Source organism: Streptomyces sp. GC420 (assembly GCF_009916105.1).
Lineage (GTDB): Bacteria > Actinomycetota > Actinomycetes > Streptomycetales > Streptomycetaceae > Streptomyces.
This window is the reverse complement of record NZ_JAAAXQ010000269.1, coordinates 1-11,675: the sequence shown is the minus strand read 5'-3', so window position 1 is coordinate 11,675 and position 11,675 is coordinate 1. Positions and strand designations below refer to the sequence as shown.

The 11,675-nt window shown below is 72.7% G+C and carries 10 protein-coding genes; 7 read left to right on the top strand and 3 right to left on the bottom strand.

Translation table 11 applies throughout. The features are described from left to right. Nucleotides 1-243: 243 nt before the first annotated feature. The 3 genes from GUY61_RS27005 (at nt 244) to GUY61_RS26995 (ending at nt 2,432) form a co-directional block, all read left to right on the top strand. Nucleotides 244-876, top strand: coding sequence for an MBL fold metallo-hydrolase (locus GUY61_RS27005; RefSeq protein ID WP_166632860.1), 633 nt, complete (start codon nt 244-246; stop codon nt 874-876). Between the two features lie 38 nt (nt 877-914). Further along, a complete protein-coding gene (locus tag GUY61_RS27000) occupies nt 915-1,694 on the top strand; it encodes an exodeoxyribonuclease III (RefSeq protein ID WP_166632859.1) in 780 nt (259 codons plus the stop codon). A 297-nt stretch (nt 1,695-1,991) separates the two neighbouring features. Further along, on the top strand, nt 1,992-2,432 hold the full coding sequence (locus GUY61_RS26995) for a DUF6278 family protein (protein ID WP_166632858.1): 441 nt from the start codon (nt 1,992-1,994) through the stop codon (nt 2,430-2,432). A 157-nt stretch (nt 2,433-2,589) separates the two neighbouring features. On the opposite strand, the gene GUY61_RS26990 is transcribed toward GUY61_RS26995, so the two are convergent. Beyond that, nucleotides 2,590-4,191: a CocE/NonD family hydrolase gene (locus GUY61_RS26990; RefSeq protein WP_166632857.1), complete on the bottom strand. Its 1,602-nt coding sequence runs from the start codon at nt 4,189-4,191 to the stop codon at nt 2,590-2,592. Between the two features lie 133 nt (nt 4,192-4,324). Next, a complete protein-coding gene (locus GUY61_RS26985) occupies nt 4,325-5,080 on the bottom strand; it encodes a hypothetical protein (RefSeq protein WP_166632856.1) in 756 nt (251 codons plus the stop codon). A gap of 109 nt (nt 5,081-5,189) precedes the next feature. Between GUY61_RS26985 and ggt the strand changes: the two genes are divergently transcribed. Continuing rightward, nucleotides 5,190-7,001: a gamma-glutamyltransferase gene (gene ggt / locus GUY61_RS26980; RefSeq protein WP_166632855.1), complete on the top strand. Its 1,812-nt coding sequence runs from the start codon at nt 5,190-5,192 to the stop codon at nt 6,999-7,001. Nucleotides 7,002-7,280: 279 nt separating this feature from the next. On the opposite strand, the gene map is transcribed toward ggt, so the two are convergent. After that, nucleotides 7,281-8,048, bottom strand: a complete 768-nt coding sequence (map, locus tag GUY61_RS26975; protein ID WP_166632854.1) for a type I methionyl aminopeptidase — start codon at nt 8,046-8,048, stop codon at nt 7,281-7,283. A gap of 201 nt (nt 8,049-8,249) precedes the next feature. On the opposite strand from map, the gene GUY61_RS26970 reads away from it, so the two are divergent. From GUY61_RS26970 to GUY61_RS26960, 3 genes are all read left to right on the top strand, one after another. Then, nucleotides 8,250-8,528: a helix-turn-helix domain-containing protein gene (locus tag GUY61_RS26970; RefSeq protein ID WP_166632853.1), complete on the top strand. Its 279-nt coding sequence runs from the start codon at nt 8,250-8,252 to the stop codon at nt 8,526-8,528. Between the two features lie 142 nt (nt 8,529-8,670). Continuing rightward, on the top strand, nt 8,671-9,087 hold the full coding sequence (locus GUY61_RS26965) for a PPOX class F420-dependent oxidoreductase (protein ID WP_166632852.1): 417 nt from the start codon (nt 8,671-8,673) through the stop codon (nt 9,085-9,087). A gap of 112 nt (nt 9,088-9,199) precedes the next feature. Further along, on the top strand, nt 9,200-11,002 hold the full coding sequence (locus GUY61_RS26960; protein WP_166632851.1) for a hypothetical protein: 1,803 nt from the start codon (nt 9,200-9,202) through the stop codon (nt 11,000-11,002). Nucleotides 11,003-11,675 lie beyond the last annotated feature (673 nt).

Below are 11,675 nucleotides of genomic sequence, written 5' to 3'. Positions count from 1 at the left end.
CCTCACCCCCGGCCCGGTCGAAAAAGCCCGTCACCCCACCCAACGACCACCACCCGGCCAAGATCACGCATGCGGGACAAGAACCCCCGTTCCCCCCGCTCAGCACGCCCACCACCCGCAGACTCACTCATATGACCCTGAGCACGATCACACTCAGTCCATCGATCACACTCAGTCCATCGCCACCTGTTCACAACCCCCGAGGCGTAGCATGAGGGACGGACGGATTCCATGAGTACGACCATCGAGCTGACCAAGAAGAGGCACGCCTGCATCCGACTCGAGAAGGACGGCCGCAGGCTCGTCATCGACCCCGGAGTGTTCAGCGAGGAGGACGCGCACACCGGAGCTGAGGCACTCCTGGTCACCCACGAGCACCCGGACCACTTCGACGAGGCACGACTGCGAGCGGCCCTGGAGGCCGGACCGGCCGTCGAGCTCTGGACGCTGCGCAGTGTCGCCGAGCGGATCGCCCCGGCGTTCCCGGGCCGGGTGCACACGGTGGGGCACGGCGACACCTTCACCGCGGCCGGCTTCGAGGTCCAGGTCCACGGCGAACTGCACGCCGTGATCCACCCGGACATCCCGCGGGTCACCAACGTCGGCTACCTCGTGGACGGCACGGTGTTCCACCCCGGCGACGCGCTCACCGTCCCGGGGCACCCCGTCGAGACGCTGATGCTTCCGGTGCACGCTCCGTGGAACAAGATCTCCGAGGTCATCGACTATGTGCGCGAGGTGGGGCCGCGCCGCGCGATCGACATCCACGACGCGCTGCTCACCGAGCTGGCCCGGCCGATCTACGACAACCAGATCGGCGCGCTGGGCGGGGCCGAGCACGCCCGGATGACGCCGGGGGACTCGTGGAGGCTGTGACGGACGGCGCTGTCGGTGGCGGGTTGTAGGTTGGCGCCATGCGCATCGCCACCTGGAACGTCAACTCCATCACCGCCCGCCTGCCCCGTCTGCTCGCCTGGCTGGAGAGCAGTGGCACGGACGTGCTGTGCGTGCAGGAGACCAAGTGCTCCGAGGAGCAGTTCCCCTTCGACGAGCTGCGTGAGCTGGGCTACGAGGCGGCGGTCAACGCCACCGGGCGGTGGAACGGCGTCGCGCTGATCTCCCGTGCCGGGCTCGCCGACATCGTGACCGGACTGCCCGCGGGCCCCGAGTACGAGGGCGTGCGGGAGCCGCGCGCGATCTCGGCGACCTGCGGTCCGGTGCGGGTGTGGTCGGTGTACGTGCCGAACGGCCGGGAGCCGGAGCACGCGCACTACGCCTACAAGCTCCTGTGGCTGGAGGCGCTGAAGGCTGCCGTCGCCTCGGACGCCGCCGCGGACCGGCCCTTCGCGGTCATGGGCGACTTCAACATCGCCCCTGCGGACGAGGACGTCTGGGACCGGTCGTTCTTCGAGGGCATGACTCATGTCACTCCGGCCGAGCGCGCCGCCCTGGCCTCGCTCCAGGAGACGGGCCTGGGTGACGTCGTGCCGCGCCCGCTGAAGTACGACCACCCGTTCACGTACTGGGACTACCGCCAGCTGTGCTTCCCGAAGAACCGGGGCATGCGTATCGACCTGGTCTACGGCAACGCCGCCTTCTCCCAGGCGGTGAAGGACTCCTACGTCGACCGGGAGGAGCGCAAGGGCAAGGGCGCCTCCGACCACGCGCCGGTCGTCGTCGACCTGGAGGTCTGACCCGCCCGCAGCAGCTCCAGGTCCACCGATTCGGCGATCGCCCGCATTCCCGCGTCCCCGGGATGCGGGTGGTCGCCGCTGTCGTACGCGGGCAGCATCCGCTGCGGCCGCGAAACCAGGATCGTGGGGCTCCCGGATCGGGGCACAGCCGTCCCTTCCCGTGCTGTCGGTACTCGGCGCAGCCGATCCGGTACCACAGGTGCGGGATGCAACGGGGAACACACCCGGGACACGTCAAGGACAACACCTGGCCAAGCCTGTGGCACCGTGGACCGTCCGGGTGCGAGGCTTAACCGTATGAACATCCCTTTCCTGGACAACTGGCGCCGCAGGCACGGTCCCACCCGGGGGGCGGCCCTGTCGACGATGTTCGAGGGTGATCCCGAGGGTGTGGCCGAGCTGTTCTCCGAGTGCGAGCTGCTGCGTGCCCAGGCGGGCGCCGCGGGACTCGAACTCGACGACTCACCCGCCTCCTTGGGGGCGCTGGACCAGCTGCCCCCGCGCTGGCGGGACGACCCCGAGTCGCTCCCCTGGCTGGGGAACGACGCGGGGCTGTACCTCGGTACGGTGATCGTGCGTACCGTCCCGGGTGCCGTGTGGCAGCTCTGGCCGGACGGCCGGCCAGTGGTCCGCCTCCCTTCCGGCCGGGATGTCGACGTGGTGGAGGCGGGGTTGGACTGGGCGGTTTCCGGGGCGCCCGAGCTTTCTCAGGTCTTCGCGGAGGTCTCGGAGGACTGAGCGCCGGCCGGAGGTGAAATACGGTTAATGCCGTATGAAAGCGTGTCGGCGGTGAAGCCCCGTATTCGGCTGGATAGTTTGCGCGGGTCGCGAACAACCGAGTGTGGGGCAGGGGGCTGGTACGACGGAGCCGTGCCCGCCCGGCAGCAGCCGGAGATCACTGCTCGCGCAGCGGGACCGATACCCACGAGGGATCGGCCGCGGGCGAGGAGAAGGTCAGCTGTGCGCCGAGCGGGTTGTGTTCGACGTAGAGCGGGTCGACCGTGTCGACGACCAGCGCGAGCCGGTGGCCTGCCGGAACGTCGTAGGCGGTGGAGAACAGCTCCAGGTCCACGGCGAACGGCTCGCCGGGTGTCCGGTCGTGGAAGGTGTACGGCGCGTTGCTGACCAGCTTCCCCAGGCCGAGCGGTCCCACGTCGTACAGGTATGCGACGAGGGTGCCGCTCGACTTGGTGCTGGTGACGGTGGTGTGCAGCTTCGCCGTACCGCGCACGCGCTGTTCCGCGTCGTAGGCGGCGGACTGCCAGACGGCCGCGTAGGAGCGGGGCAGCAGGGGCACCGAGACGACCGGCGGTGTCCGGAGGAACTGGTCGAGGGCGTTGGAGAGGAGGACGATCCCTCCGTTCGCGCCCGAGTCGATGTTCGCGGTGACCTTCTGGGTGGTGCTCAGGGAGAGCTTGGCGCGCTCGGTGCCCACCGCCTTCCACGTGGGGTAGCCCTCGTACTCGCCGGTGGAGCGGGACTTGATGCGCACCGGGGCTTCGGAGCCGACGCCGTTGTCCTCACCCTTGAGGTGGTGGTCGAACCAGCGGTGGGCGCTGGTCCAGGTGTCGTTGGGCAGGCCGAACAGCCCGGTCGCCTCACCGGTGGCGTGGTCGCCGGGGCGGAACTCCAGGCGCTTCGGGCCGGTCAGCCCTTCGTAGAACTCGGCGTACTGGTTGGGCGGGAAGATGGTGTCGCCCCAGGCGTTGGCCAGCATGACCGCGGTGCCGTTGCGGTTGATCCGGTCCAGGTAGGTGGCGGGGGAGCGGTGGGCGCCCCAGTCGATCATCTCCTGTTCCCTGGCGAGGTTGGAGCCGAGGAAGTCGGTGAGGATCTGGGTGAGTTCGTCGCTGGGCCGGCCGGTGATCAGGGCCGATCCGCCGAGCAGGGCGGCGGCCTGGAGGTGCTGGGTGCGGCCGCTGTAGATGGAGTCGATGAGGTCGGCCCAGCCGCTCAGCGCGGCGACGGCCTTGATGCGTTCGTCGAAGGCGGCGGCGAGCAGCCCGATGCCCGCGCCGTACGACACTCCCGCCATGCCCACACGCTCCGGGTCGGCGGGCGTGTTGGCGAGTGCCCAGTCGATGACCCGGGAGGCATCGGCGATGTCCGGCGGTCCCGCGACCTCGATCTCGCCGCCGGACTGCCAGAAGCCGCGTGAGTTGTACTCGACCACGACATAGCCGGAGTCCGCGAGTTGCTGGGCCTGGGCGAGGTACTCGATCTGCGGCATGGCCCAGCTGGTGGGCAGCACGATGAGCGGATACCTGCGGGTGGTCGTTGTGCCGGAGGCCTCGGCGGGAGTGAAGACGTTGGCCTTCAGGGTGACGCCGCCGTCCCCGGTGATGTCGACGAACTCGACACCGGTGGTGGTCAGCTCCGTTGGTGCCGCGGCGGGGGCGGCCGCGGCGGGCGCCGACCGGAAGCCGGTGCCCGCCAGCAGAGCTGCGGAAACGGTACTGATGGCAATGGTGCGCAGGGCCTTGCGCGGTTGTCCCATGAATCGCTCCCTCGCTTTGCTCCGATGCAAAGTGACCCGACGGTAGCCCTGAGGGATTACCGCAGGTAACCCGTCGGTAAGTTACGCGAGGGTAACGATTGGATGAGTCAACCACTCATCCTGAAGGCGCAGGTCAGGGGGATGCTCGATGGGAGGTCGGAGTCGGCTCCGGCATCGGACTCATGGCCGCGGCGGTCACATCGGCGGCCAGTTCCACCACGTCGGGCCCGTACGCCTGCGAGTTGACCACCTTCAGCAGCAGTACGAAGGGGCGCTTTCCGTATTTACGCGCCAGCTTGGGGTAGTTGCGCACCAGATAGCGGGAGGCGGCCTGGTTGGCGATGGCGCGCTGACCGCAGAAGAGGAACACCGGCCGGGACTCCGCTCCGGCCATGCCCGCCGTCAGCCGTGCCAGGACGACGTGCTCGACGCGCCCGGCCTCCATCCGGTACCGCTCTCCGCCTATCCGGAAGGCGCCCCGGTCCGGGCCAGGTTCCGTGTCGACGTTGACCTGCATGCCGGGCAGCAGCGAACGCATGTGGGCCACCATCCGCAGATTGGACGCCGGGCCCCCGACGCAGAACTCCGTGCGCTCGCCGAAGCCCTGCTGCGCCGCGTCGTGGGCGACGATCCGGGCGTGGGCGCCGCAGTCCTTGATGAGAGCCGACAGTTCGAGCAGCGTGAAGACGTCGTGGCGCGCGACCGCCCGGTCACCACCCGCCTCCCGGTTCACGACGAGCACGCACTCGGCGTTCTTCGGCAGCCCGAAGAAGTCCTGCTTGCGCCTCAGTTGACGCCGCCACAGATAGGTACGGGCGAACCAGCCGAGCGAGGTGCTGATGCCCGCGGCGATCACACCCAGGACGATGTTGCGCACGTCGTCATTCATGGGCGCGCATGCTAGCGGCATGCCGGACCACTGTTCGAGGGACGGTACTGACGGGGCGGGTGCGATCCCGTTACGCTGCGCGGACGGTCGCCCACCGGAGGTAGTACGGATGAGTCGTCGTTCAGCTCTGCGCAGACTGTCGTTGCTCGCCGCCGCCGGCACGGTGGTGTCGGTCGGAGCCGCCGCGCCACCCACTCAGGCTCCGCCCGCGGCGCCACCCGTCAAGTCCCCGGTCGCCGTCGGTTACGGCGGAGCCGTCTCCAGCGTGGACGCCGACGCCTCGGCGGCCGGCATCGAGGTCCTCCGCAGAGGCGGCAACGCGGTGGACGCGGCCGTCGCCACCGCGGCGGCGCTCGGCGTCACCGAGCCCTACTCCGCGGGCATCGGCGGAGGCGGCTACTTCGTCTTCTACGACGCCAGGAAGCACAAGGTGTTCACCGTCGACGGCCGGGAGACCGCGCCCCGTTCGGCGGACGAGAACCTCTTCGTCGAGAACGGTGCCGCCATCCCCTTCGCCGAGGCGGTCACCAGCGGCCTGGGTGTCGGCACCCCCGGCACCCCCGCGACCTGGGACGCGGCCCTCGACGCCTGGGGCAGCAAGCCGCTGCGCAGTCTGCTGAAGCCCGCCGAGCGGCTCGCCCGCGACGGCTTCACCGTCGACGCGACCTTCCGCTCCCAGACGGAGGCCAACCGGGCCAGGTTCGCGGACTTCCCCGCCACCGCCGAGCTGTTCCTGCCCGGTGGCGGGCTCCCGGCCATCGGCTCGGTCTTCAAGAACCCCGATCTGGCCGACACCTACGCCGAATTGGCGAAGAAGGGCGCCCGCGCGCTCTACCGGGGCGACATCGCCGAGGACATCGTCGACACGGTCCGCAGGCCCCCGGTCGACCCCGACGCCACCCGCGTGGTGCGGCCCGGAGACCTGACGGAGGGTGACCTCAGGGCATACGAGGTCAAGCGGCAGGCGCCGACGAGGGTCCGCTACCGGGGGCTCGACGTGTACGGCATGGCGCCCTCCTCCTCGGGCGGCACCACCGTCGGAGAGGCCCTCAACATCCTGGAACGCGGCGACCTCTCGAAGCTCGACGAGGCGCAGTACCTGCACCGCTACATCGAGGCGAGCCGGATCGCCTTCGCCGACCGCGGCCGCTGGGTCGGCGACCCCGCCTTCGAGGACGTACCGACGCAGGGGCTCCTCTCCCAGCGCTACGCCGACTCGCGGGAGTGCCTGATCAGGGACGACGCGGTCCTCACCAGCCCTGTGGCGCCCGGCGATCCGCGCGACGCGGCGGACTGTGAGGCCTCGGGCACGGCCGCCCCGACGACGTACGAGGGCGACAGCACCACCCACCTGACGGTCGCGGACAAGTGGGGCAACGTCGTGGCGTACACCCTCACCATCGAGCAGACCGGCGGCAGCGGCATCACCGTCCCCGGCCGCGGGTTCATCCTCAACAACGAGCTGACCGACTTCTCCTTCACGCCGGCCAGTCCCGCGGTGCACGACCCCAACCTGCCGGGACCCGGCAAGCGGCCCCGCTCCTCCATGTCCCCGACGATCGTGCTGGAGCACGGCAGGCCCGTACTCGCGCTCGGCTCGCCGGGCGGCGCCACCATCATCACCACCGTGCTGCAGACCCTGACCGGCCACCTCGACCGGGGCCTGCCACTCGTCGACGCCATCGCGGCGCCGCGCGCCAGCCAGCGCAACCAGGCCACCACGGAACTCGAACCGGGGCTGTGGAACAGCCCGTTGCGCGGCCGGCTGGAGGCCATCGGCCACGGCTTCCGCCAGAACCCGGAGATCGGCGCCGCGACGGGAGTGCAGCGGCTGCCCGACGGCCGGTGGCTCGCGGCGGCGGAGAAGGAGCGCAGGGGCGGCGGTTCCGCGATGGTGGTGAAACCGAGCGGCACGCCCTGAGGGCGGCGGCGCGCCCCGGTCGTGAGCCGTACGGCGGCGTGCGCCCGGGTCGTGAGCCGTACGGCGGTGCGCCCCGGTCGTGAGCCGTACGGCGGCGTGCGCCCGGGCCGTGGGCCGTACGACGGGTTCCGCGTGGTCCGGCGGCGCCCCACAGTGGCGCGAGGCTGTGACGGCATGCGGCTCCGCCGCGTGGGCGCGACCGGCCGCGGCGGACCGCGGGTGACGCGCCGGACCGCCGCCGGACCGCCGCCGGACCGCCGGCGGAGCGCTCGGAGCGGCTCAGGGCAGGGTCAGTACGCGAGGTCCGTCCTCGGTGATCGCCACCGTGTGCTCGACATGGGCGGCGCGGCTGGCGTCGTCGGTGCGCAGGGTCCAGCCGTCGGGCGCGGCGTGGTAACCGTCGTTGCCGCCCGCGATCAGCATCGGCTCGATGGCCAGGACCATGCCGGGGCGCAGCGGCATGCCCCGTCCGGGGCGGCCCTCGTTGGGCACGTCCGGGGCCTCGTGCATGCGCCGGCCGACGCCGTGGCCGCCGAATCCCTGCGGGATGCCGTAACCGGCTCCACGGCATACCGTGCCGACGGCGTGGGCGATGTCCCCGATGCGGTTGCCGACGACGGCGGCGGCGATGCCCGCGTCGAGCGCGGCGTACGCGGTCTCGGTCAGGCGGCGGCGGGAGGCGCGCTCCCAGCCGACGGTGAAGGTGATCGCCGCGTCGCCCACCCAGCCGTCGAGTTCGGCGCCGCAGTCGACACCGAGCAGATCGCCGTCGCGCAGCCGGTAGTCGGACGGGATGCCGTGGACGATCGCGTCGTTGACGGAGGTGCAGATCACACCGGGGAAGGGGGTGGGAGCCCAGCTCGGCCGGTAGCCGAGGAAGGGCGAGCCCGCGCCCGCCGCGCGCAGTACGTCGTGGGCGACACCGTCGAGTTCGCGCAGCGAGACGCCGACCGCGGCCGCGTCCCGGACCGCGGCGAGCGCCCGGCCGACGACCCGGCCCGCCTCGCGCATCGCGTCGACGGAAGCCTTCGTCTTGAGTTCCACCATGACCGTTTCCGCTCCTGTTCCCCTGGCCGCACGGCCTCTTCGGTCCGTTCGGCTGTCCCTCGCCGGCCGGTGGCCCGTTCCCGCACCGTTTCCGCACGGTTCGCGCACCGCTCCCGGCCCGTGCCTACGGCCCGTTCCCGGCCGCGCACGCCCCGGCACCAATTCTTATACCGGTCGGCATGCGGTATTAGTATCACGGTCATGGTTCGAACCCCACTCACACCCGAAGAACGAGCCCGCGGTGAACGGCTCGGCGCCCTGCTGCGCCGGGCCCGCGGGGACCGCAGCATGGTGGAGATCGCCGCTGCCGCCGGGGTCTCCGCCGAGACCCTGCGCAAGATCGAGACGGGGCGCGCGCCGACGCCCGCGTTCTTCACCGTCGCCGCGCTGGCCGGCGCGCTCGGCCTCTCCATGGACGCCCTGGCGGAGAGCTGCGCTCCGGTGTCGACCGGTGACGAGACGGCCAGGCTGGCCGGTTAGCGCGTCCCGGTGCAGCGGCCTTCCGGTGCCGGGGCCTCCGGGTGCCGCGGCCTTCGGGGCCGCCCGTGCCTCCCGGCAGTCGGGAGGCACGGGCGGCCCGCGCTCGCGGTGCGGCCCGGACGGGCGTGAGTAGGCTCGCGGTATGACCACAGCGACGCTCGACGAGCTGGGCCGCAGCCCGTACATCAGCCTGACCACCTTCCGCAGGGACGGCACGGGTGTCGCCACGCCCGTGTGGTGCGCCGCCGACGACGGGGTGCTCTACGTGTGGACCAGGAGCGACTCGTGGAAGGTCAAGCGGATCCGCAACAACGGCCGCGCCACCGTCGTGCCCTGTGATGTGCGGGGCCGGCCCGTGGCGGGCGCGGAGCCGGTCGAGGGCACCGCACGGCTGCTGGATCCCGGGGAGCTGGCCGGGGTGCGCGGGCTGCTGAGCCGTAAGTACCGCTGGCGGTTCTGGCTCGTGGACCGCCCCGCCGCCTGGGCGCGACTCGGGAAACGGCCGCACACCGCCATCGCCTTCGAACGCCGGCTCGCCGGCCCGTCCGGCAGCCTATGAGGTGTTCTGACCAATCGCGAAAACCGGTTGTAGCGGTTCCGTAACACGGCTGGTGTCGAATGCCTCCCTGACCGGACGATTACATTCGGTTGCAGCCGGTTAGGAGTGGGCGATGCAGGTGGACCAACTCCCAGCAGAAATAAGGGAGTTCGCACAGTACCTCGAAGGTCTCTCGGCGCTGCTCGACCAGGGCGGCGGATGGTGCGGGGTGTTCTGGCAACGGGACCCCGACGGCATGCGCGCCTGCCTGGAAGGGCGCGAGGTGCCGCCGTGGGACGTCGTCCAGGCGCTCCTGCAGGACCTCGCGGCCCGCCACGGCGCGGAGTTCGCCGACCGCGAGAGCGCCCGGGCCGCCGAACTCCACGCGGCCTCTGCCGCCGCCCGCGACGCCCTCCCCGACGGTCGGCACGCCCTGCGGCAACGGCTCGAACTGATGCTGCGCGAGCAGCGCGCCGCCGCCGAACGGCAGGCCGGACTCGGTGACCGGCTCCGCCTGGCGAGCAACGGACACGAGGCGGAACAACTCGGCATCGAACTCGCCTGGGCCCGCGACGACCACGAACGCGCCACCGCCCGTTGTGCCGAACTGCGCGCCAGACTGGCTGCGCTGGGGCCCGCCGAGCCCAAGGTGCCCCGCCAGGGCGGCTGGTTCCGCGACGAGGCGGCGCCGGGCACCGGCCCGGCCGGCCCCGGCGCCCCGGCCGCCCGCGGCACGGGAGACTTCGACCCCTGGGCGCGCACCCCGAACCGGGGCGGCGCCGTGGCGCCCGGCGGGCCCTCGGGGCGCCCGCACTCGGGCACCCCGCTCGACGGGCGCCCCGCCGGAGGGCCGGCCGGTTACGCCGCGACCGCCGCGGGCGCGGCGCACCACGAGCCCGCGGGAGACGGCACCGGCGAGGCCACGCCGGGAGCGGCCGCCGCCGGGCACGGGATGCCGGGGGGCCCGGCGGGCTCGTCCGGTCACCCGCGCGAGGTCCCGCACCATGTCATGCGCGATGTCACGCGCGGGACCGACGCGGACACCGGGCACGTCCCGGACGACGGCGCCGCGGCGAGCGCACCGGCAGGACCCGAGCCCGGCCAGGCGAGCGGTCCGGTGAGCGTCCAGACGGGCGGGCCGGCGAGCGGGGCATTCCCCGGGTACGAGGGACACGGAGAAGCACCGTCCAAGCCCGCCAAGAAGAAGCGCAAGCCCCGCGGTGCCCGGTACGCCTGGCTCGAGGAGGCAGAGGAGGACACACCCGCGGCCGTCGTGCCGGTCGTCGACGTGCTCCCCGAGGCCACACCGGACAGTCCGCGCGGCGCCCGGTTCGCCGGGGCGGCGAAGGAGAAGCCGGGCGACCAGAAGCGCGGAGTGCCCGGGCCCCGCCCGGAGGAGGTCTCCGGCGAGGCGAGGCGCGTCACCGCGGGCACCGTGGGCGAGCTGCTGCGGCTGCGCTCCGAGGGTCGCGGCGGGGAGGCGCACGTCGTGCTGTGCGAGGCGGCCGGCTGGCCTCCCGATCTGCTGCCCCTGCTCGCGGCGGAACTCCACCGGGTGGGCCTCGGCGCCGACTGGGCGACGCTGCTGTGGGAGGTCGCGTCGCAGCCGCCCGAGCGGCTGGCCGCGGCGGCGGCCGCGCTGTCCGCCGCGGGCCGCGAGCAGGACTGCCACCAACTGCTGCGCCAGGGCGTGTCCCGTCCCGCCCCCGAGATCGCCGAGGCCCTGCTGGCGCTCGACGAGGCGGGCCGCGGCGAAGAGGCGCAGGCCCTGCTCGACGCTCACATCAGGGTCCGTACGCCGGAGGAGACCGCCCGGATCGCCCAGTACGACCCACGCCGCCTGACCCCTCTGCTGCTCCGCGCCGCCAGGTCGGTCTCCGACGAACGCCACTGGGACCTCGCCCACGCCCTGCGCGTGGCGGGCATCTCCGCATGACGCCCCGTGAATTCTGACGTCCCATCACCTTTCGGCCCGCTCCGTCCCGCCCGTCGCCCGGGTGGCCGGTACGGTCCCGGCCCCGCAGGGGGCATCCCCGAGCGGCCGGCGCTCCCTGAGTGCCGCTGCCCCGGCCCAGGGGGCGGACTCCGCGGCGGGCCCTGTGCGGCCCCGGTCCCGAGTGCGACTCCGGCCCCATGCCCGGTGCCTCCTCCCGAGTGCCGCCGCGTCCGGCCCGGCGCCGGGCCCCGGCAGGGGCTACTGCCCCGGCGGGGCCGGTCTTGGGCGGTGTCGGGCCGCCGCATGCCAAAGGCCGCCGAACGGCCCGGAGCTGCGGCAGCCGCGGGTGCCTGGACGCCGAGGCCGACCCACCGGCCTTCCTCGCCGCAGGCCGGGTCTTCGCCGAGCGCGTGCGCGCGGCGGGCCGGACATGCCTGCCTTCACCGGGAACGACGTCAACCTTGCGGCGCTCGCCGACAGGGCCGGCCCTCCGGGTTGACGGTGCGGTGACCGACCTCGAGGGCGAGCATCCCTGAGTGCCGCCGCGTTCTGCCCCGTGGGCCGGCTCCCGGAGGCGTCCCCCGCGCGGGCGCGGTCCAGGGCCCGCATGCGGCTGCCCGCCGGGGCTCCCCGGGTCCCGCCGCCTCCGTGTCCGGCCGCCGGCCCCCGGGAG

What these genes read in the sequence shown, in the direction of transcription:
- GUY61_RS26960 (WP_166632851.1), top strand. Translation starts at nt 9,200, where the DNA reads ATGCAGGTGGACCAACTCCCAGCAGAAATAAGGGAGTTCGCACAGTAC.
- GUY61_RS26970 (WP_166632853.1), top strand. Translation starts at nt 8,250, where the DNA reads ATGGTTCGAACCCCACTCACACCCGAAGAACGAGCCCGCGGTGAACGG.
- GUY61_RS27000 (WP_166632859.1), top strand. Translation starts at nt 915, where the DNA reads ATGCGCATCGCCACCTGGAACGTCAACTCCATCACCGCCCGCCTGCCC.
- ggt (WP_166632855.1), top strand. Translation starts at nt 5,190, where the DNA reads ATGAGTCGTCGTTCAGCTCTGCGCAGACTGTCGTTGCTCGCCGCCGCC.
- GUY61_RS26995 (WP_166632858.1), top strand. Translation starts at nt 1,992, where the DNA reads ATGAACATCCCTTTCCTGGACAACTGGCGCCGCAGGCACGGTCCCACC.
- GUY61_RS26965 (WP_166632852.1), top strand. Translation starts at nt 8,671, where the DNA reads ATGACCACAGCGACGCTCGACGAGCTGGGCCGCAGCCCGTACATCAGC.
- GUY61_RS26990 (WP_166632857.1), bottom strand. Translation starts at nt 4,191, where the DNA reads ATGGGACAACCGCGCAAGGCCCTGCGCACCATTGCCATCAGTACCGTT.
- GUY61_RS26985 (WP_166632856.1), bottom strand. Translation starts at nt 5,080, where the DNA reads ATGAATGACGACGTGCGCAACATCGTCCTGGGTGTGATCGCCGCGGGC.
- map (WP_166632854.1), bottom strand. Translation starts at nt 8,048, where the DNA reads ATGGTGGAACTCAAGACGAAGGCTTCCGTCGACGCGATGCGCGAGGCG.